The sequence below is a fragment of the Paenibacillus foliorum genome (assembly GCF_013141765.1).
Classification (GTDB): domain Bacteria; phylum Bacillota; class Bacilli; order Paenibacillales; family NBRC-103111; genus Paenibacillus_S; species Paenibacillus_S foliorum.
Window position 1 is genome coordinate 1 of record NZ_WHOD01000082.1, and the last position, 21906, is coordinate 21906.

Below are 21906 nucleotides of genomic sequence, written 5' to 3' on the forward strand. Positions count from 1 at the left end.
GCTACACGCGATGCAGGAGCAATTGGTGGCAATATCACAAGACGGCTAGTTCAAATTGCAGAACAGAATCTTTCGAGCTTTAAACGCTGATCCAGCTTCATTCTGTTGAAAATATATGAACGAAAAGACTTACATTACTCTTATTCCTCCAAGAGTAACGGTAAGTCTTTTTGGTTAGTAGCCCAAACACTTCCTGTACCGCTAGTAAATTCTGGCATGTAATGAAACGCAATAAACCTATCAGCTCCCCATCCAGTTTCTGTTCAAAGAAAACCTGTCGAACGTGCCCTTCGCTACTCCTTCGATGATATGCTAAGCAGTCATGGAGGCGATCGCTTCCTTCGCCCATGGTTCGAACTTCCCGGCATCCAAGAATTCTTACGATGACGAATTCTTATCCGTTTTTACGATGCCTGCAAAGGTCATAGCCCGGTAAATCATCGCCGCCATTTCTTGACGGGAGATCGTTTGGTTCGGGCGGAACGATTGATCGGCATAGCTTGTACCTGGTCCCCTTTTGGGGTCTTTTGTATTTAATAAATGTGATATAAAAAATCCCTTTCAGCGACTGTTTGCCGGCCTGCTGAAAGGGATTTTTACATTGTCTATTCGATTTTATTTGCCACTAGCTGCAGATCAAGCTCGTTGATGACGTTATCTTTATTGACGTCCGCCGCTTTATGAGCTTCCCAGTTCGGACTGCTGGAAGTAAGGCCAAACAAGCTGGCTGCAATACCGAGGTCGCCGATGTCAACCTTCTGGTTACCGTCCACATCCTCAGGAATTGTTGTGTCAGGGAGCGTTTGCCCCGAGATTGTGATTGCAGCGCTGCCTTGTACGTTCGAACCGTCCTTCGCTCTGGCGACGACCTTCACCGTACCGTTCTTGGCAGCCTGCAGTAATCCGCTGCCGTTGATCGTTGCTTTGTCAGTCGCCGTAACTCCGTCAGCTTCAAAAACAAACCAGTCAACTGAAGCGTTCGTCGCATTGCTTGGCAAGACCGTTGCTTGAAGCTGCAATGTTCCGCCGGCAGCAGAAATCGCTGTTCCGCCTGTAACCGTAATCGAGCTGATCCGAATACTGGATGGAGTCCCCGAAGGCTCAGCGCTTATTTGAGCGGAATTGCCACTTTCTCCATTTGCATTACGAGATGTAATTACATAGTAATACGTTAAACCGTTCGTTACATTCGTATCTAAATAAGTAGCAGCATAGACACTGGAAGCTATCGTTGTATACGAGCCTCCGGATGACATAGCGCGTTTAACGCTGTAATAGGTAGCATCGGTCACTGTGTTCCATGATATCGTTACCTGTCCGTCTCCCGGAACCGCTGTTACTCCCGTCGGAGCGCTTGGAGGGGTAGCGTTTGTTTGACCGGTGATGGTGATAGTCGTGCTGCCCTGTACATTCGAGCCGTCTTTTGCTCTTGCTACAACTCTTACGGTGCCGTCCTTGGATGCCTGCAGTAATCCGCTGCCGTTGATCGTTGCTTTGTCGGTTGCCGTTGTTCCGTCAGACTCGTAAACATGCCAACTGACGGATGTATTCGTCGTATTACTTGGCAAAACATTCGCCTGCATTTGCAGAGTACCGCTCAAGGTCGATATGGTGCTGCCTCCCGAAGAGCTTACCGTGATGGAGCTCACTGGGACAACTGCCGCTTGAGGCCTGGCACTCTTTTCACTTGAGTTCTCACTTTCCCCATTCGCATTTACAGCACTCACGACGTAGTAGTAGGTCGTGTCATTGCTTGCGGTCGTATCCGCATGAAAGGTACCGGTAACGTTGGATACAAGCGTACTGTAAGGCCCGCCCTGCCCTTTGCTGCGCTTCACCGTATAGGAGGATGCGTCTTGAACAGCCGACCAGGATAAGCTAACCTGATTATCCCCAGCTGTAGCCTGCAATCCTGTTGGAGCAACGGGCGCTGTTCCCGGGTTCGGATTCGTGGTTGAAGACGCTGAATCGAAAATTGTTCCACTTGCATTTACAATCTTAACATTATCAAATTTAACCGTTGCATGTGTAACAGCTAAACCTACATTTAATGCTGCTGAAGCCATTGTGGTAGTATCTGCTTGTGTAGCATACGGACTATTGTATGTTACTCCATCCGCTGAGTAGGAAGCAGTGAATGTAGTACCTAACTTTTGCAGCTTCAGATATACCGGTGTTGATACACTGCTAACAGAACTACTATTGCTGTTATTAGCAGCAAAACGTCTGTAATAACCTAAACTACCCGTATTTGGCGTCGAAATCGCAGGGAAATAACTAGCTGCAAACGACGCACTTGTATTTGATACCCCATTTTTAACCATCAAAGCAGCACGTGAATTTGCATTTATAGCTGAATTATCTGGAGGTCCAGCTACCGAAACTAATCTTGCTGTTATAGTGAAATCGCCTTCAACCGGCATATACAAGAAATATACTGTATCTCCGTTTGCAGTTCCGCTTACACTTTGCTGTTTTCCGTCTACAGCTTCAATATCGAATTGTCCGTTACTATAGCTTGACGCCTCTTGTTTCACTATTGAGGTGCCTGTAGACGTCCCATTCATCGTCGTCGCCATCCAGCCGGTCGGCAGTGCGCCAGCAGCCTTTGCTGCGGGAGGAACCGCCAGCTGCCACGATTGCAATGCCATGATGATCGTTAGCAGCATAGCCATTGCTCTTTTATTGATAAAACCCTTCATGATCAGCGTACCCCCTATGAGGTTGTTTAGTTAATAAACTCCGCGTATTGAAGCAATCGTTTCAGTACGACAGCAGCTTCTGCGCGAGTCGCATTCGACGAAGGCTCGAACGACTGCGATGTTTTACCATTCATAATGCCTGCTTCGATGGACTGGGAGATTGCTTCTTTCGCCCAACTGCTCATCGAGCTTCCATCTATTAAGCTCTCAACACGTTTTACATTCGCGGCTTTAGGCTTGCCAACCATTTTCATTGCGCGGCCGATCATTACAGCCATTTGCTCTCGGGTGATATTGGCGTTCGGAGCAAAGCTGCCATTATCAAGACCTTCCACAAGGCCGGCTTTCGCTGCCGCACCCACATTTCCCGCATGCCAGTCAGTAGCGGCTACATCCTTAAATACTGCCGCCGACTTATCCTGAGATAAACCTAGACCCTTCACTAGCAGTGTTGCAAACTCGGCTCTTGTAATCTCCCCTAGCGGAACGAACGATTGATCCGTTCTGCCGTTGACGACAAGCTTGGAAGCAAGAAGCTCAACATCCGCCTTCGCCCAATGACCGTTCATATCAGCAAACGTTTTGCTGTGTTCAATCACGGTATAAATACTATTGCCCGGACGTTTGATCGTCGCTACAGTTACACCACCGGCATTCTCAAATGTTGTTGGAACGAAAGTAAGCTCTCCGGTGGCCGGGTTAAACAGTACCCCTGTCGCTTTGCTGCTGTCGACTGCAGAAGTTAGTTCAATTGTACGGGTTACATATGTACCGCCAAAATTATCAACTGAACTGGACGAACTGCCGCTCTCTACAAAGACATTGAACTTAACTGCACCTCCGAGAAGTTTCACGCCGGATTGCTGCGCACCTGCAGAGACTTGATCCGCATCCTTGCCTGAGACCTTCTCAATTTGCACAACGACCTTCAAATCTTTAACATCCACGTTCATGGACTGAGCCAGCTTCGTGAAGTCAATAGCAGAAACAGGCAGATCATACGTTGAATTACCGTATTTAACCGATACAACCGTTTCCTTTGTTTGCTTCGATGCATCAGCCAACGATGCTGCAGGCAGTTCTACTCGAGCTACAGGCTCGTTACCTTTAACCTCGATTCCAATCTTGCTCCGAGCCGTGCCGCTAGCCAATTCAATCGCTTTAGTAAATGTCTCTGTGTTTACCGACACAACTACCGCTTCTTTGCCGTCCGTCGTTGTCGTTTTCACAGCCTCCGAAAATTTAATATCCGCTCCGCTATTGTTCTTTTCTACAGTAGGCTGATTCGTTACCGTGCTGCCTCCCGAATACGAGTTGCCTCTCGAATGCGAAGTGCCTGTACCAGAATCGATCTGTGTCGAAACCGTTCGAACTGCATTCCACTTGGACTCATGCTCTTGGGAAGAAACTGCTATTAGGCTAATCAGCTTTATTTCAGCAGAACCTGCGGTAAACGGTATAAACGTAATTGTTGCAAGATCGGCATTCCCGCTTATTCCCGCTACCTTTTCCACCTTGGTATAAGCAAAAGTTATCTTGTTTCCGCTGGCTAAAGGGGTGATTGAAAATCCCGAGCCTGAGATAGACGATTTTGCTTCTTTAAAAGAAAGCTTGCTATTGTCATACTCAATGACCGCTTCATATCCATACAAATCCGCTAAATTTTCGCCTTGCAAGGTAACCGTCATTTCCTCATTAACTCTTGATACCGATGTTGATACCGCTAACGAGTAAGCTGAATTGACTTCAGCTCTGGACACTTCCGGTCCTATAGACAGCGAAAGAAGCATGAACATTACTAAGCATGTAATCCATATTTTGCGATTCATTAATGTGCCTTCCTTTCTTAGAAAAACAGGGAAGGGGAAGATCGCTCCCCCCACTGTTCTCTTGGCTGATTACGGGATAAGTTTAACCAAATGCACAAGATCAACAATGTTAATGACGCCATCATTGTTAAAATCCAAATGCTTTTTGTCATTCCATCCCGCTTGACCGGAGTTAAGTCCATAAGCTGCTGCAAGAATGGCAAGGTCGCCTACATTGACTACTTGATCGCCATTCAAATCGCCCTCTATCGGTTTATTTACCTTCACTTTAAACGACTCCAGCGCCGCATTCAGTGTTGCTGCCGCTCCGTCTAACTGCTGCTGCGTCGAGGCTTCGTTCGCCAAAACAGCCTTCGCTGAATCGATTGCGGCCTGCAATGCAGCCTTTGATCCTTCAGGGTATTGGCCTACGCTCGTTCCTTCCACAGCGGAACTATGATAAGCTTCAGCATTTGTAATTGCCGCCTGCAATGCAGTCAAATTCACTCCACTTGCCAGCTGAACATATACAGAGGCTGCTGATGCCTGTGTAATATTTCCGCTGCTTCCCGCAAGCATCACGTTTTGAGCAGTAATCGCTGCCATTGCATTTTGGGTAAGTGATTTTGCTTTCCAATTCAGTTGGATCAAAAGCCCATCCGCAGAAACAGCAGCCGTTTGGCCCAAACTTGCCACTATAAGACGAACTTGGCCCGGCGTATCCTGCTTCACCTGAACAATGGATAATCCAGCCTTTAACGACTCCGCAGATACAAACTCTAATTTGTCACTGTCGTAATGGAGCGTGATGTCTTGTGCAAAAATAGCGCTTGAAACGTTGTTCAAGCCATACTTCGTATTAAAGGTTGTGCCGAATGCAACCGGCTGTACGCTAGGTAGCGATACACTCGGCGTGTTGCCGACAGGTGCCGCAGGCGTTGCACTTACTTGACCCGACGGCAAGCTTTCGCCGTTCGCATTAACAGCTGTTACTACATAGAAGTAAGCGGTGCCGTTCGTTAAGCCTGAATCGACGTAAGATGTCAACGTTACATTAGAAGCAATCGTTGAAAACGTACCGTTTTGGCTAGTGCTTCGCTTCACGGTATAAGACGTTGCACCTGAAGAGGCTGCCCAAGAAAGAGTAACCTTGGCATCGCCCGCTGAAGCAATGACGGAGCCTGGAGCGGATGGTGTCTGCGTTGGCGTTGGTTCTGTTGAATTGCCCCCTACAGATAAAAGTTGAGCTGTGTAATTTTTTATTTTATTCATCAGTGCTGTATTAATGCTATACGATGCGTCATCGATCGAATTATCAAATTCCCAAGTAAAGTCTCCCTTATTTAGGCGTCCAGCTTTTACCGTAACCATTTGTTCAACATTGCTTACGGCATCAATGTTAGCTACATTTACTCCCGTATCGGTCAAGGTATCAAAGTTATTATAAGCTGTTCCACCCTTTAATGTTATGTATGAATTTGGAACCGCTTCACTTCTTGACGCTGCCAGATATGCATCAAATGATGTTGCATTAGCCGGAGCTGTTCCTGCATTGGAATTTGCATAAATAAGATTTCCAGGATCAACAATAATATTATTGTAGGCTTTAATCATACCTCCAGGTTCACCGGAGAATGTGCCATCAGCAACACCATTTTTAATATCCGTGCCTTGTAAAGAAATCATCATTGGATTTTTAGCATTTCTAAAATAATTTGATTCTACAAAGATTGAACTTCCTGTTGTAGCGCCAACACCATATTTTGCGGTTCCATCATAGAAGTTATTATAAACATGAATAGTTCCCGTTCTTACACGTGGATGACGAGAGTCTGAATGATCAAACCAGTTATGGTGGAAGGTTGCAAAAAATTCAGATGATTCACTCAAACCGACTAGAGCAGATTTTCCGGAATCCCAGTAGTGATTGTAAGAGATTGTGATATACGTCGATGCGCCTTTAAGGTCAGTTGAACCATCGCCTTTTGCTTGGTCAGCATCTCCTCCTGCAGTTCCATAGAAAATATCATTATTATGCAGCCAAACATTAACATTACCTGTATCAAGTGAAATTCCATCGTCAGGGAATAACGCCACGCCAAAGTTTCTTATTTCTACATTACCGGCAGCTCTAACCAGGAATCCCCATCCATACGCATAAGCATCTTCTCCGATGCCTTCAAGCGTAACATTCATTTCGTCATAATTTGATTTACCTTTTACTTCAAGATATCCACTGCTGTTAAGTTGTCCACTCATGTCAGAAGCTGTAACTTTTCCAATAAATCGGAATGCAAGCGGTGTTTTATCATAGCCTTTTTGTCTTAGTTTTAAAATTTCACCTATACCAACGCCTTTTGTTACAGCACCTTTGCTGCTGGTTATTACATCAAGGGTAACTGTTTTTGCAGTCGCAGGTGTTACATAAACAACTTGAGCGCCACTCTTAAGTGTACCATCGTTATTGTAAGCACCTGAACCCGTTTTAAATGGTGAGTTTGCTGAAAAAGCAAATCCAGATCTGTCATGCTTCGCTACTGATAGTATATCGGAAACAGCACTTGCTCTTGAACCATCTGACAGTACTGCTTCAACTTTCATTACATAATCTCCAGCTGCAAGCCCTGCAGCGTCAGCTCTCCAATATGCCGCGTAACTGCGGATTAATTGAGTATCAATTTGCACATATTGAGAATCCGATGCGCTTGCAGGTTTAACGTATACATTATATCCCTGAGCACTACCAGGCGCCCATTCCACATAGGCTGTTTCAAACCAGCCTCCGCTTCTGGATAATGCGGGACTAAACGCACCCAGCGGGACAGGAGCAGCGGAGACAGCAGTTGAATTTACACTCTCACCGTCGATGTTGACAGCCGTAACAACGTAGTAATAAGTCGTGCCATTAGTCAAGCCGTTATTCGTGTAGTTAGTCGCTGTCACGCCTGTAGCCACAGTCGTAAAGTTCTGGCCATCCGTACTCCGCTTCACATTGTAGCTGGTCGCTCCGTTTACAGCGCTCCACGATACGTTTACCTTAGCGTCAGCTGCAGTAGCCTTTACACCTGTAGGCGGCAGCGGCGGCGGTGATTGCACCGGTATTGCCTGCACTTCTGTTGTGTCTCCGCTCGGGCCTACATCATTCACAGCGGAAACCGTAAAGTAATAAGTTGTATTGTTGGTTAAGCCTGTTACCGTGTACGAGTTGGATGCAATGCCCGTTACAGGGGTGTAAGGACCTCCGCTGGTCGTTGCATATTTAACCGTGTAACTTTGTGCTCCGGCTGCAGCATTCCAGTTCAATATAACCTGGCTGTTTTGCGCTGCGGCAGTCAGCCCCGTAGGCTTGGCTGGCGGTTGCGGCTTCTGCGGCGTAGCCGTAGCCTGCGAGGAGTCCGCACTCTCCAGACCGTTACTACTAGCGGTCACCACATAGTAATAGGTCGTGCCATTGTTTAGCCCATTGTCCACATAAGAACCAGTTGTAATGCCGGACTGAACGCTGGTGTATAGGCCGCCGTTTGTATCCGAACGCTTAACGGTATAGCTCATTCCACTTATTGCTGTCCAGGACAAATTAACTTTTGCATCCCCCGCCGCAGCCGTTAAGCCGGTCGGTGCGGATGGACGGACGATTTTCGTATACACCTTAATATTATCGTAGTACATGTTCGATGTTTGTTCCGTCGTTGTAAAGCCCGACAACTGCGAAACTTCAGCCGCCGAATTTGCTTCCGTCTCCGAGAATTCGAACTGGCCTGCTGTCAGGTACGCTCCAGTTGAGCCTGCCCGCGCGTACGCCTGGGCTTTTTTGGAATTGGTATCGATTTCAAGCTTAACCTGATACCAAACGTCCTTCTGATAGCCTGCAATAACCTTTTTATTAGATTTGGCGCTGTACAAATAATGTGACAAGTTCGTCCCATTATCGCTGAGCCTCAATTCTATCAGCGCATTACCGGCCTGATTCTCAACCCTCATTACTTTATAGCCGTGGCTGTCCATTGCTGTCTTCTCGACGCGCCAATCGAATTCGACAGTTACAAGACCGGTAGCGGATGAAGGCAGCTTGCGGACAAACTTGGTGTCGCCCGTGGTACCCGCATCCTTCACCAGCAAAACTTTACCCGTCTTGTCATTGTTAACCGTCGGGTTTGCTATGCCGCTCGCATCAATAACTGCTATATCATTAGTAGCCGTTCCCGCATTAGGCGTGATCGCATATCCGTTGGCTTCCAGATCAGTACGACCTGTCATACTTTCATAGCCATCGTTAATGATATCGTTTATTTCGTATTCATCGGCGGCTTGTACTGCCGGAACGAACACAGGAATCCCCGACAATAGTAAATTTAAAACAAGCGCCAATGTGACAACCATACTTAATAGGCGTTTCCCGTTCATTGAGTCCTCCTGTAAGCTTTAGTTTGTTTGCATGTGTGATTTACTTTCACTCCATGCTGCTCCCCTCGAAATCATTCTTCTGACGACTGACAATCATCCCCATGTAACCCCCCCTTCTTAACTTCATCGCCTTTGACTCATTGATTATATAAGCTGGTATTTATAACAACAATATTCTTTTCTTAGCACCATTACATGTCAGAGCAAATATCTGAGGTAATGATTATCGTTGTTACAAAAGGCCCGAATACATAAAAGCCTCACCCCGGTTAAACCGAGATGAGGCTTATCGTACTTACACAATATTACTGGCCTGAGTTGAACTTAAGCTTATGTGCTTTAAGCTCTGCGCCTATATCTTCATAGGTAGGAGAGGATTTCGAATTGAAGATGTGGCTACTATTTATTGCAAACCTGCACCCTTATAAAGCCCATTTGAGACACTCTTACCATTGACTTGTTCATTAAGCATCCATTTATCTCCTCCTGCATAATAACAAGAGGTCCGCCTCAACTTATAGTTGGACGAGCCTCTTGTTATATATTTATTCACTTTTTCATAAAAAATTCTGATGATTAGTAGTGTGTGTGTATCAGGCTCCCAACAACGTCACTTAGCTGCAGGCATAGGCTTCTGTTCCTTATACTGAAGCTCATACAAGCGATAATAATAACCGCGCTGAGCCAAGAGCTGAAAGTGGTTTCCAATCTCCCGCAATTTCCCCTTGTGCATAACGATGATTTGGTCGGCATGCTGAATCGTCGATAATCGGTGAGCCACGATAAGTGTAGTCCGTCCCTTCGAAATGTTATGCAGAGCTTCTTGAACAACCAGCTCGGTTTCTGTGTCGATGTTTGAGGTCGCCTCATCGAGAATTAGAATTTCAGGCCGGAAAGCAATCGCCCTCGCAAAGGATAACAGCTGCCGTTGTCCGAGCGACAGGTTTACTCCGCGCTCGCCGAGAGGGGTCTGATATCCCTGCGGCAAATGCTTAACGAACTCGTCGATGTTCACCATCTTCGCCGCTTCTTCTACCTGAGCCTCACTAATATCATGGTTGTTCAACCGGATGTTCGAGGAAATATCGCCAGTGAACAGAAATACGTCCTGCTGCACAATACTGATGCATCTCCGCAGCTCATCCAGCGGAATATCGCGGATATCAATCCCATCCAGCTTAATGCTGCCTTTTTGAATGTCATAAAACCGGTTAATCAACTGAATAATTGAGCTTTTACCTGCTCCTGTTGCGCCAACGAAGGCAATAGTCTGACCGGGCTGAATCGTAAAGCTCACATCCTTGAGCACCCAGTCTTCTTTATTGTAGGCAAACCAGACATGGTCGAACGTAATTTCCCCACGAACATGCTTCGGTAAACTTTTAGGCTCAGCTGCATCGTTAACTGTCGATTTTTCATCCAGCATATCGAAAATCCGTTCCGCTCCGACCATCGAGGTTTGGATCTGGTTATACTTCTCCGCCAAGCTCATCAAAGGCTGGAAAAACTGTCTGACATAGTGAGTAAAAGCATAAACGATACCGAAGGTGATGCCTCCATCTATAACACTGCCTCCCCCATACCAAAGCAATAAAGCAATGGCAAGGTTACCGAGAAAACCAATGGCAGGCTGGAAGATCGAGTTGATCACCGTTCCGCGCATTCCAGCACGGTAGTATTGGGTATTATGATTGTCGAATTGCTCTTGCTGCCGTTCTTCTCGAATGAAGAGCTGAGTGATACGAATTCCTGATAAATTTTCAGCCAGAAAAGAATTTAACCGAGACAAAATGACACGGGAAGTACGCTGTGCCTCCCTAATAACACTACGGTACCAGAAGGTCAGTACAGCTAGAAACGGAATCACTGCGAACGATAGAAACGCCAGCTTCATGTTCAGCTGCAGCATAATAATGATAATGCCTATAAGCACAATGACATCCTTCACCAGATTAACAACAACTTGGGAGTACAATTGATTCAATGCCTCTGTATCCTGCGTTACACGCACTACCAGTCGTCCAACTGGATTACGGTCAAAGTAGGACATCGGCATGCGGCTTAAATGTTTAAATAACTGTTCCCTTATGTTGAAGATGATAGTTTGTCCTGTATACTGCAGCAGATTGCTTTGCAGATAGCTCAGTATGGCCGCTGTGATTACCGTCAATAAGAATAAAATTCCTAGCTTTAAGAAACCGACATAATCCTGCGTGCGAAACAGCTCCGATGCTTGCTCGTTAAGCTCTAACGCTTCGAAGCTCTGACCCTCCGCTGTGATAAGCGGTTTCCCTCCAGCTTCTGATAGCTTCAACACGGCTTGCTGCGAGGGCAGCCAGCCGTAAATCATATACTCCTTGCTGTCTACCTTGACTATTTGCCGCTTATCCGCCCCAGCTGGAAAGCTCCCTTGCTCCACAGCCTCCGCTTCAAGTCTGACATATTCGCGGTTGTCCCAAGAGGTTGATGAACCATAAGCCTCCAGCATCTTCGCATTACTGCTCTCAACAGCCAGCATTGGCTTTTGAAGCCCATTTATATGTCCGTCAATCGCAACTTTTATCAAATAAGGTCTTGCCAAATCGGCGACAACTACCAGAAAAGCCATAGCTATACACAAGACGATCATTTTCCAATAAGGCTTGGCGTAACCTAACAGCCGGTACAGGAGCTGCGAGTCCTTGTATTTTTTAACGTCTTTCTCTACATGAATATTCATGCGCCCGCTCCCCCCTGCAGTGTATGTACTTTGGTCAGAGGCTCCTGGTCCTGTCCATCCTGCCGTTCCGCTTCTTGATCCAATAATTGCTTATGATACATATCCGCATAAATTCCGTTACGGCGAATAAGCTGCTCATGCGTACCCCGCTCAACGATTCTGCCTTCATCCATAACGACGATCTGATCTGCTGCTTGAACCGATGATACGCGATGTCCGATGATGATCGTAGTCCGTTTGTTCATTACGGATTGCAAGCCTTCCAGGATCAAATCCTCGGTTATAGTGTCTACCGCCGATAAGCTGTCGTCAAAAATTAATATCGAAGGCCGCTTAATAATGGCACGTGCAATACTAACACGCTGGCGCTGCCCACCGGACAGAGAGATTCCCCGCTCACCCAAGGCTGTATCGAACTGTTCCGGAAACTCAAGTATATTGTCATAAACCTGAGCTACCTTCGACGCTTCAATAACTTGATCGTCTGTATAAGGGTGCGGATCGAATCCAATGTTATCGCGAATGGTCGAGGAAAATAAGAACTGATCCTGCGGTACGATCCCAATTTGTCCACGCAGGGTTCGCAATGGAATCTCATGAATATCATGTCCATCCAAGAAAACCGTTCCCTCTGGAGGGTTATACATCCGGACCAACAAGTGCACCAATGTGCTTTTACCACTGCCAATCCGTCCAACAATCGCTAAACTGCTGCCCTTGGCCACCTTCAATGAAATGTCCCTTAAAGTAGGTCGGTCTGCTTCAGGATAAGAGAAGGTCAGGTTGCGAATTTCAATATCCCCATCTATGTGTTCAATTTCCTGATTGGCGACAACATCGTCAACAACCTCCGGCTGCGTCCTGAAAATTTCCATAAGACGAACCTCGGAGGCCTTGCCGCGCTGCAATAGATTGACCACTTTCCCCAAATTTTCGATAGGCCCCATTAGAAGGGAAAGATAAGTATTGAAAGCAACAAATTCGCCAAGTGTAATAATGTTCTTCAAAACCATAACCCCACCTAGTACAATGGAAACCAGAAAGCTAAAGCCTACAATCCCTGTGCTCAGCGAGCTGAACATTGAGTTCGATCTAGCAAATATACGGTTCATATTCACAGCATGCTGATTATCCTTCGTAAAAAGCTTCCGCTCCTCCTTCTCCTGTACGAATGCTTTTACCACACGTATGCCAGCTGTAAATTCCTGCACTCGGCTGGTTAGGTCGGAAACCGCAGCCTGCACATCCGTAGACTGCTTCTGCATCCTTTTATTGAACCGGTAAGCCAATATACTAAGTAAAGGAAGCGGCAGCATCGTTAGCAGTGTCAGCATCGGATTCACTGAATACACCATGGCTATCACTGAAATGATAATCAGCATTATGGCTTCCATAATGTTGAAATACCCCTGCATCGTCACCTCACGTACAACACCCACATCGCTAATCGCATGCGACATAAGATCGCCAATACGCTGATTATTGAAATATTGTGCCGATAGCTTCTCCCAATGCTTGAACAGCTCTCCTCTCACCCGAGTTTCGAGCATCCGTGATAAACGAAACAGATAAATTCGGCTCGTTGACCGGAAAAAGGCGACTCCCAATCCAACTGCAGCCATCCACAATCCAAATGTAATCGTTTCCTTGTAGGTCAGTGTCGAACTCTGCAGTTTGTCTGTAAATTGTCCCAATAATAAAGGAATGAACAGCTGGAGCAGACTGGATATGGACAATAATGCAAAGCCAATCAAGTAAGACCATCGGTTTCTTTTAATATGGTTTCTGAAAATATTCTCTCTCTCCATCCGTTCTCCTCCGCGTGCTTTCAGCATTGAAAGCTTTCTTTTGTTAGCAAAAGCCGTATCGTTTGATGGCTATTGTAAGATTACCGCGATTGGAAGGAACTTACCATGGATATAATTATCTTAGATTATGGACTATCTTACTTTTCCAAAATGCCATATATGGATTTTTGCCACGCCTCCTATAGCCCAATTATGCAGCTCATTCCAATCGATTTTGTCGAACCTTCCGTTATTCGGCTGCTCCTTTTCCTGCTCAGAGGATTGCTTAACACGAGCTTCTTTTAGTACACAAAAATCTTGGTGGGATTGTCCGTTCCAAAGCTCAACAAATAAGCCTGGCTGATCCGTCCCTTCATAAACTTCAAGCTCAGGGTAATTCGCCCTCACCCGCTTCATCCAATCTGAATAAGCTGCCCTATGTTCAGGTGATACTTGATATTCGATAAAAGTAATAGACATTGTTTTTCGCTCCTGTTACTTTATTTTTCAGAAGAATTTTATAGAAGAAAATGATAAACTATTACTACGTGTAGAAAGTAAATCAGCAAATGCTCACGAAGGATACATGGCTTCGCCTTCCTCAAGGAGGAGAGCCTTTGTCAAGGTTGAGCGCAGCTTCAACGAAGCAAACTTTGCTAAAGATCAGTTTATGCTTACGAAGTTAGTTTTCCTAATGGAAAACTCTTAGGAGGATCCCCCATGGACAGCGGAACACATCTTGTGATCGGATTTGGTTTGGCTGGCTTGGCCTACATCGATCCTATCGTTGCAACAGACCCTACGGTCTCCACCGCCGTTCTAATCGGAACCGTTATCGGATCGCAAATACCCGACGCCGATACCCTTCTCCGTTTAAAAAGCAACGCTTCTTATATCAAAAATCACCGCGGCCTTTCCCACTCCTTGCCCGCATTAGCTCTATGGACCGCATTGATTACATTTGCTTTAATGCTGGGATTTGAAGATCTGCCATTGGGACATGTTGCCTTGTGGGTGTTTGTCGCTGTAGCTTTTCATGTATTTACAGACCTATTTAATACCTACGGCACTCAAGCGATACGGCCATTGTCAGAGAAATGGATCTCATGGAACATCATCCATATCTTTGATCCCATTATTTTTCTTTCTCATATCGTAGCTATTTTCATGTGGTCTGTCCACATTGTCCGTCCAGAGCTATTGTTCCCGATCCTTTATGCTTTTTTGGCGGTATATTATATATGGAGATCGTGGTATCATTATTATCTGGAATCAAGGCTGTATCAGAAGGATTCGAGCTACGTACCCGGTGATCGCTATTATCTGATTCCCACCATTCACTTGCGTGCATGGCAGCTTGTAAAAAGAAAGCCGAATGATCACTTCGTATTGGGAGAATATAAGCATGACAGGATTAGATGGGTGGAAGAAGCAACATCCGCCGTTCATCCAGCTGTAGAAGCTTCCAAAAAGCACACCGATGTCGCTGCATTTCTATACCTGAGCTCCTTTGCTTGTGCAGATTTGCGCAGCCATGATTGGGGTTACGAGGTATACTGGGTGGATGTGCGTTACAGTCATCGCAAGCAATATCCTTTTGTAGCCGTTCTGCTGCTCGATAACGATCTAGTGCCGCTTGATTCTTACGTTGGTTGGGTAAATGATTCTCGTCTGAGTAAAAAGCTTCGCGTCAATTTGTGAGCTTATAAGTAATGCAGTTCCTGAATTCAATAGATAAAAATGATGATGGGCTGTTATGGCAGCCCTTTCCTTATGATTAAACTCTGCCCTTCATAATTGGCTTCACTCAACACGTCCTTGAGGGACAAGCACGTGTTTGAGTTGAATAGAAAGTATAGAACATATACTTCTATTCAACTCAAAAAGCCCAAGGATTTCTCCTTGAGCTTCTATGATGAAGCCTACTTTACGATAACTAGCGTTGGCCGCCTGCAAGTGATTGCTCTGCAATTTGCACCAGACGGCGAGTAATGTGACCACCGATTGCACCTGTGTCACGAGTTGCCATATATCCGTAATAGCCATCTTGCGGAATTTGTATACCCAACTCTTGAGCTACCTCATACTTTAATTGGTCTAGAGCTGAAGCTGCTTGTGGAACCACCAATACGTTACTGCTGCGGGATTGTCCTTGTGCCATGATGATCAGCACTCCTTTCAATCTGAATGAATATCTTTGATGTATTTGCAAGCTTGCAAACTTATTATGTGATGTAGGGAAAAAAGTATACGCACATTCTGAAAAATCTTTTTATATTTTCAAATACTCTGTAAGAAAGGCGGACAACCCCCTATGAACAAAGGACTTGCTCTCTTATTTGCCATTTGCGGCACTGCGCTCTTAGCCTGTATAAGCTATTCAATAAGCCTAGGAAATGTGTGGCTTGTATTGCTGTTCTCCATATTATCTATTGCATTCATCGGCTTCGGCTTCATTGTTAAAGCTAAGCTTAGAAGACGAAACGGCGGATAAAAGAATTTAGAAAACCTAATGGGAAACCGTAGATTAACTTCATGGTTAAAAGGACTAGACAGTCAGGTAGAAAATCCGATAGTTTGGGTTACCATGGATCCGCGTTCGAACATCTAGTCCCCTAAAATGGTAAGGCGAGCAAAGCATGTGAAAGCATGTCGAAAAACTCTCATTAAGGAACTCGGCAAAAAAACGAAACTTAAATCGATTTCATCCTATTACAGGCAGTTCAAAACCAATTAATCAGCTATCTTCCTCCTGTTTAAACCAATGTATGGTTAATGGTTGAACCTACTTCATTTGTAGGATATGATAAATAATAAGTCATTCTAACCTTGAGTCGTGAAGCACACGCCACTCGTTCCCACTATTGATGGGGATGAAGTGGCTTTTTGTTTTACTGTTGCAGTCGAAATCTAATTAGGAAGGTGAGTGGAAGCTTGTTCGAATAAGAATATGGGTCATTTATTCAAAAACAAGCAGAAGGGCGTTCAGGTGAATCTTTGCGCCGACTACAGGAAGGACATGGACATGCGGAGCGCCGCTTCTTGGAGCAGGTTTGGTGGCCAGCTACAGGCAGTTTCGATCATCTGCATCCCGAATATGAGGTGCATGACTTCAAGGATGGCACACGGTATCTCGATTTTGCCTATCTCCGATTCCCGATGCGGATATGTATCGAAATCGATGGGTATGGTCCGCACAGCAAAGACGTGTCCCGTTGGCAATTCGCAGACCAGTTGATGCGTCAAAACCATCTAGTGATCGATGGTTGGCGAATCATTCGCTTCTCATATGATGACATTTCAGAGAAGCCCAGACGCTGCCAGCAGCTTATTCAACAGCTTCTCGGCATCTGGTTTGCTGAGGAATCGCAGCAATTGTTACTGTCACCGAAAGAGCAGCAGATCATCCACTTCATGATCCAAAAACAAACAAAATTAACTCCTCTAGAAGTGTCCCAGCATATCGGAATCACTGACCGCCATGCACGAACGCTGCTTCATCGTCTTGTGCAAGCAAAGGTACTGATGTCAGCATCAGGTAACAAACGCATTCGATCCTACAAGCTGAATCCAGGAGCCAAACATTTGTCTTGGTAATTGCTGTTGCTGCTCATCCACGGGATGGAAAGCAATGGTACAGAAATAGAGGAAGTAATTGTTCCGTTATGCATTAGAAGCACGGCCAAAAGGATCGATAAAGGAAGAAATACTTCCTTTATCGATCCTTTTCTTTACAAGATGCGCATAAATCTCACTAATAAAGGAATTCGGACTTCCGCTATGGCCCTAAATTGGCAGTGATAGGTGGAATAACGGAACAAAAGTTCCGTTATCTCGTATTTAATGGCTATTAACGGGCTTCATACTATCAGAAATCCATCCACGGCTTCTTTTTTCCAGCATACAAAACCCAGAGCCCACCATATCGAATTGATCATCCAACCCGAGGTTATCCTATCTAAATTAATTTAATCCAATCTAACCTAATCTAACCTAATCTAATCCAATCTAATCTAATCTAATCTAATCTAATCCCATCTGATCCTATTCATTCTAACCTAATCTAATCCAACCTAATCTAATCCAACCTAACCTAATCTAATCCAACCTAATCTAATCTAATCTAATCTAATCTAATCCCATCTGATCCTATTCATTCTAACCTAATCTAATCCAATCTAACGTGGGGCACTTCAGACTATCTACTTACTGGCCAAGCTTTTTTATTGCATGTCTACAAATCCAGGTTACCATTCAGTTCAATTTGAGCCTAGAGGGCTCCTATATCATTTATAGCACCAAAAATCCCATTTTCTCTTTTGTTGCGCGAAGCATTTTTTCTGCTTGCTCTGAGGCACGCTCTCCACCCTCACGCAGTATGCTGTGAAGTTCTCCTGAAGCGCGAATATCGCGATACCGTTGTTGAATAGGCTCAAGAAGACCTACTACTTGCTCTGCTAAATCCTTCTTGAACGGCCCGTAGCCCTGTCCATCGTACATAGCTTCTATCTCGGCAACTGGCTTTTTCGAGCACTGTGAGTAAATACTCATCAAATTACTGACCTCAGGCTTGTTCTGTGGATCGAACTTAACTTCACGGCCGGAGTCGGTAACCGCACGGCTGATTTTTTTGCGAATGACGTCTGGAGCATCCAGCATCGCGATAGAGCTACCTTGGTTCGGATTGCTCTTGCTCATCTTGCTGGAGGCATCATCCAGTGACATAATGCGTGCTCCTACTTGGGGAATATAAGGCTCAGGAATAGTAAAATTATCTCCAAAACGCTGATTGAATCGATGAGCCAAATCGCGCGTTAGCTCCAAATGCTGCTTCTGATCATCACCAACTGGAACCAAGTCAGCATTGTACAATAATATGTCCGCAGCCATGAGGGAAGGATAAGTAAACAGCCCAGCACCGATCGAATCTTTGCCGGCTGACTTATCTTTGAATTGCGTCATCCGCTCCAACTCGCCCATGTAAGTAAGCGTAGTAAACAACCATCCTAGCTCGGCATGCTGCCGTACATGGGATTGAAGAAATACATTCGCCTTGGACGGGTCAATGCCCGCTGCAATATACAACGCCGTCACAGCTTCACTTTGCTCGCGGAGCGCTGCCGGATCTTGTGGAACCGTAATCGCGTGCAGATCAACCACCATAAAGTAGCAATCATGGGTATGCTGAAGCTCTGTGAAATTTTTCAATGCCCCAATGTAATTACCTAAGGTTAGATGCCCGCTTGGCTGCATTCCGGATAGTACTCTTTTCATTATTGTTTCCTCCGTAATAATTATTTTTATTTTTGCTCTTGCTCTTGTTTCTACCTGCTCGTGCTCGTGCTCTGCTCGTGCTCGTGCTCGTGCTCTGCTCTTGCTTTTGCTCTGCTCGTGCTCTCTAGTAATCCCCCACTTTTCGTTTGAAAAACGTGCGGGGGCCCCTCGCGAGAGAGCCAGCGAATCTCGCCCTCCTGAGCTTTCCTTAGCGTTGAAAAGTGTGATTGGAGGGAGCAAGGGAGTGTGCGGAGAGTTTACGTGCCGCCTTTGAAAACGGGTTATTACCCTAATCGAGTCTAATCAGATAACCCGTTTTCAAGAGCGGCCGCAGCACATCCCTTCTCCCGTAGATCACACAACTTTCAACACTAAGGTTTTAATGTGGTTCCCCGCATCCCGCCCCAAAGCACTTTTTTGAACGCAAAAAGCCCTCCGCCAAAGGGACGAAGGACCGTGGTGCCACCCTATTTCGCTTTCCGCCGGACATCAGCCGCAGCAAAAAACCTTAAGCTCCTGTAACGGGGAGCCCCCGGATCGGCATTAGACTCATCGTGTTAAGCCGTCGTCTGTTAGGACAACGTCTCCCGCACGTATCATGTATCGTTCAACCGTCAGCTCGAGGATCCATTCGACGTAAGCTATCTACCGGTTCACAGCTGCCACCGGCTCTCTGAAAGAATCGCTATCGTTTACTTATTCCTGTCATTGCTTGTTTGTTTTATAATCATAATCAATGCCATCCGTTCTGTCAATTCTTCCAAAATACCGCTCATGCCATTCCCAGGCTTGGGCATTTTTTTCGTTCTGCATGTCCTATGTACGTACTTTTTGACATAAGCTATAATAATAATTACGAATACGGGAGGAGAAATGTCCATTGCATCCGAAAGTCCAACGTATTACGACTAATGTACTCGCACTTATTTGCCTTGTTCTATTGTTCCTTATATTCACTCAAAAGCAGCAGCCAACTTTATCTTTTATAAACAACGACAATCTCCAAAACTTCAAAACCTTATTTTTGAGCATCATTCTCGAAGCCTTCCCCTTTATTCTGCTCGGTGTACTCGTATCAGCCTTGCTGCAAATGTTTGTTTCTGAGCAAACGATACGTAAGCTGGTGCCCAAAAACCCGCTTCTCGGTATTTTGTTCGCCTGCGTAGTCGGTATAATTTTTCCATTGTGCGAATGCGGTATGATTCCGGTAATCCGAAGATTGCTGCGTAAAGGTATGCCTCTTTATGTGGCAATTGTTTTTATACTAGTCGGTCCAATTATTAATCCTGTCGTCTATGCATCTACCTTCATGGCCTTCCGCACCCGTCCGGAAATTGCTTATTCCCGAATGGCACTCGCTTTCATCGTTGCCCTTGTAATCGGATTGCTCATTTACCGCTATTTCAAATCAAATCAGCTACGCGGAACGCTTTCATTGGGACTTGCAGACCAGCACGGACACCACGATCATAACCACAACCACGACCACGGCAACCATAAAAATCATGAGCATCATCAACCACATTTAGTTGACAGCAAGCCGCATCAAACACACAACCATGAGGCTGACCACAGCAGCAACAAACAACCCACTCATCAGCATACTCATCACCACGATCACAGCCACTCAGGCTTTACCGGACGATTGTTCGGAGTGCTTGGGCACGCCTCGGATGAATTTTTTGACATGGGTAAATACTTAATGTTCGGTGCGTTCATTACAGCGGTCATTCAGACACTTGTCGATCGGGAAAGCCTAGTCGCAATCGGGCAAGGTACACTTGGATCTCATTTGTTTATGATGGGCTTTGCTTTTATTTTATCACTATGCTCCACCTCGGATGCGTTCGTAGCCTCTTCCTTCGGCACAACGTTTACTACGGGCTCTCTGCTGACATTTCTCGTTTTCGGTCCGATGCTGGATATCAAAAGCGTGCTAATGCTGCTGTCCACGTTCCGTACACGGTTTGTTTTGGCGTTATCTGGGTTAATCATCGTTGTAGTGTTAGTCTGCTCCCTGTTGTTTGAACGAATCTTTTTTGCCTAATCCACCCTTTCAAAAAAGGAGCGTGCTGTTGTGAGTCCGCGTATCTATAGCTTGCATCATTTTATCAAGGCTACCATCCTGTTTGGCTTTGCCATGTACATAGTCCATTTGGTCAAAACGGATAACATCCTGTTTTATATTGCGCCGCGTATGGTTGATTATGTGAAATGGTCTGCTGTCGCTTTTTACGCCATTGCCGTGTATCAAGTGTACCAAGCCATTCGTGCTTTCTTCGGCTCTGCCGCCGCCTGCGATTGTGATCATGACCACACCCCCTCTTCATCCTTGCTCAAAAACACCGTCATCTACGGGTTGTTTTTCTTCCCATTGCTGCTTGGCTTTCTTCTTCCCGATACGTCGATGGGCAGCAGTCTTGCGGCTAAGAAAGGGATGAACCTGAGCAGCTCGAGCAATGTGAAAAAGGATGCGTCCACCCCTGCTCCTAACCCATCATCTCCATCATCAGGAGCTACCGGATCGGGCAATGGTTCTGCTGCCGTGCCAGGAGCTCCTCTAACACCCGGTGATTCTGCCGGTAAGGCTGCCGCATCATCTACAGGAAATCAAGACGCAATGTTCCCATCTGACAAATTCACAGAGCACTATGCCAAACTTGCTAAGGAATTGTACAAAGCCGCAACAATCCCGGTCAAAGAAGACATGTATATCGAAACATTGACTACTGTAGACTTGTATTTAGATCAATTTGTTGGGAAAAAGCTCGAGCTAACCGGTTTTGTATACCGTCAAGAGGATATGAAGGATAACCAGTTCGTTGTAGGCCGTTTCTCTATCCAATGCTGCTCTGCCGATGCCTCTCCATTTGGAGTCCTTGTGGAATATGACCGCGCCAAAAATTTTGCGGATGATTCATGGGTAACCGTAACAGGCACGATTCAAAAAGCCAAGTTCAACGATATCGATGTAATTATGCTAAAAGTAGAAAAAGTCGCCAAAGCCGAACCAGCTAAAACACAATACGTTTACCCTAACATTGACTTCGGCTCCTAAGACCGCAGACAAATCCACATACATATGCACAGACACAGGAGACTCATTCCATTTTGGAGGATGACATCTATTCCTTCCTTTTGTTACAATAAGAACGACAGTTGTTAGGTTAATTATGGAACTGAGAAAACCTATTTTGAGGTCTCTAAAGGAC

General features: G+C 45.5%; 15 protein-coding genes and 1 other annotated feature. Of the genes, 6 read left to right on the plus strand and 9 right to left on the minus strand.

What is annotated here, in order from left to right; translation table 11 throughout:
- The coding region (locus tag GC093_RS21630) for a small, acid-soluble spore protein, alpha/beta type (protein WP_171653992.1) at positions 1–90 on the plus strand (90 nt) is incomplete at its 5' end.
- A 288-nt stretch (positions 91–378) separates the two neighbouring features.
- On the opposite strand, the gene GC093_RS36945 is transcribed toward GC093_RS21630, so the two are convergent.
- The 7 genes from GC093_RS36945 to GC093_RS21665 all read right to left on the minus strand — a co-directional run bounded on the left by GC093_RS36945 (position 379) and on the right by GC093_RS21665 (position 13900).
- A complete protein-coding gene (locus GC093_RS36945; protein ID WP_171654120.1) occupies positions 379–549 on the minus strand; it encodes an S-layer homology domain-containing protein in 171 nt (56 codons plus the stop codon).
- A gap of 56 nt (positions 550–605) precedes the next feature.
- Positions 606–2702, minus strand: a complete 2097-nt coding sequence (locus GC093_RS21640) for a dockerin type I domain-containing protein (RefSeq protein WP_171653993.1) — start codon at positions 2700–2702, stop codon at positions 606–608.
- Between the two features lie 26 nt (positions 2703–2728).
- Positions 2729–4531, minus strand: a complete 1803-nt coding sequence (locus GC093_RS21645; RefSeq protein ID WP_171653994.1) for an S-layer homology domain-containing protein — start codon at positions 4529–4531, stop codon at positions 2729–2731.
- 69 nt (positions 4532–4600) lie between these two features.
- Complete coding sequence (locus tag GC093_RS21650) at positions 4601–8914, minus strand: fibronectin type III domain-containing protein (protein WP_171653995.1); 4314 nt, start codon at positions 8912–8914, stop codon at positions 4601–4603.
- A 610-nt stretch (positions 8915–9524) separates the two neighbouring features.
- On the minus strand, positions 9525–11633 hold the full coding sequence (locus tag GC093_RS21655; RefSeq protein ID WP_171653996.1) for an ABC transporter ATP-binding protein: 2109 nt from the start codon (positions 11631–11633) through the stop codon (positions 9525–9527).
- Positions 11630–13468 carry an ABC transporter ATP-binding protein gene (locus GC093_RS21660; RefSeq protein WP_246314991.1) on the minus strand — a complete coding sequence of 613 codons (1839 nt, stop codon included), beginning with the start codon at positions 13466–13468 and terminating at the stop codon, positions 11630–11632. Before GC093_RS21660 ends, GC093_RS21655 begins: the two co-directional genes overlap by 4 nt.
- A 105-nt stretch (positions 13469–13573) precedes the next feature.
- Positions 13574–13900: a hypothetical protein gene (locus tag GC093_RS21665; RefSeq protein ID WP_171653998.1), complete on the minus strand. Its 327-nt coding sequence runs from the start codon at positions 13898–13900 to the stop codon at positions 13574–13576.
- Between the two features lie 240 nt (positions 13901–14140).
- Between GC093_RS21665 and GC093_RS21670 the strand changes: the two genes are divergently transcribed.
- Positions 14141–15121 (plus strand): metal-dependent hydrolase, encoded by a 981-nt coding sequence (locus GC093_RS21670; protein WP_171653999.1) that lies wholly within the window; start codon positions 14141–14143, stop codon positions 15119–15121.
- A 235-nt stretch (positions 15122–15356) separates the two neighbouring features.
- On the opposite strand, the gene GC093_RS21675 is transcribed toward GC093_RS21670, so the two are convergent.
- Positions 15357–15581, minus strand: a complete 225-nt coding sequence (locus GC093_RS21675; protein WP_171654000.1) for an alpha/beta-type small acid-soluble spore protein — start codon at positions 15579–15581, stop codon at positions 15357–15359.
- A gap of 153 nt (positions 15582–15734) precedes the next feature.
- On the opposite strand from GC093_RS21675, the gene GC093_RS21680 reads away from it, so the two are divergent.
- Both GC093_RS21680 and GC093_RS21685 read left to right on the plus strand, forming a co-directional pair.
- Complete coding sequence (locus tag GC093_RS21680; RefSeq protein WP_171654001.1) at positions 15735–15914, plus strand: DUF5325 family protein; 180 nt, start codon at positions 15735–15737, stop codon at positions 15912–15914.
- Positions 15915–16417: 503 nt separating this feature from the next.
- Positions 16418–17017, plus strand: a complete 600-nt coding sequence (locus GC093_RS21685; protein WP_246314993.1) for a ligand-gated ion channel — start codon at positions 16418–16420, stop codon at positions 17015–17017.
- Positions 17018–17710: 693 nt separating this feature from the next.
- Here GC093_RS21685 and trpS read toward each other — a convergent pair.
- Entirely contained in the window at positions 17711–18694 is a 984-nt protein-coding gene (trpS, locus tag GC093_RS21690; protein WP_171654002.1) for a tryptophan--tRNA ligase, read from the minus strand.
- A 439-nt stretch (positions 18695–19133) separates the two neighbouring features.
- Positions 19134–19412: a binding site (T-box leader), on the minus strand.
- A gap of 162 nt (positions 19413–19574) precedes the next feature.
- Between trpS and GC093_RS21695 the strand changes: the two genes are divergently transcribed.
- Positions 19575–20741, plus strand: coding sequence for a permease (locus tag GC093_RS21695; RefSeq protein ID WP_171654003.1), 1167 nt, complete (start codon positions 19575–19577; stop codon positions 20739–20741).
- A gap of 30 nt (positions 20742–20771) precedes the next feature.
- Entirely contained in the window at positions 20772–21752 is a 981-nt protein-coding gene (locus tag GC093_RS21700) for a TIGR03943 family putative permease subunit (RefSeq protein WP_171654004.1), read from the plus strand.
- Positions 21753–21906 lie beyond the last annotated feature (154 nt).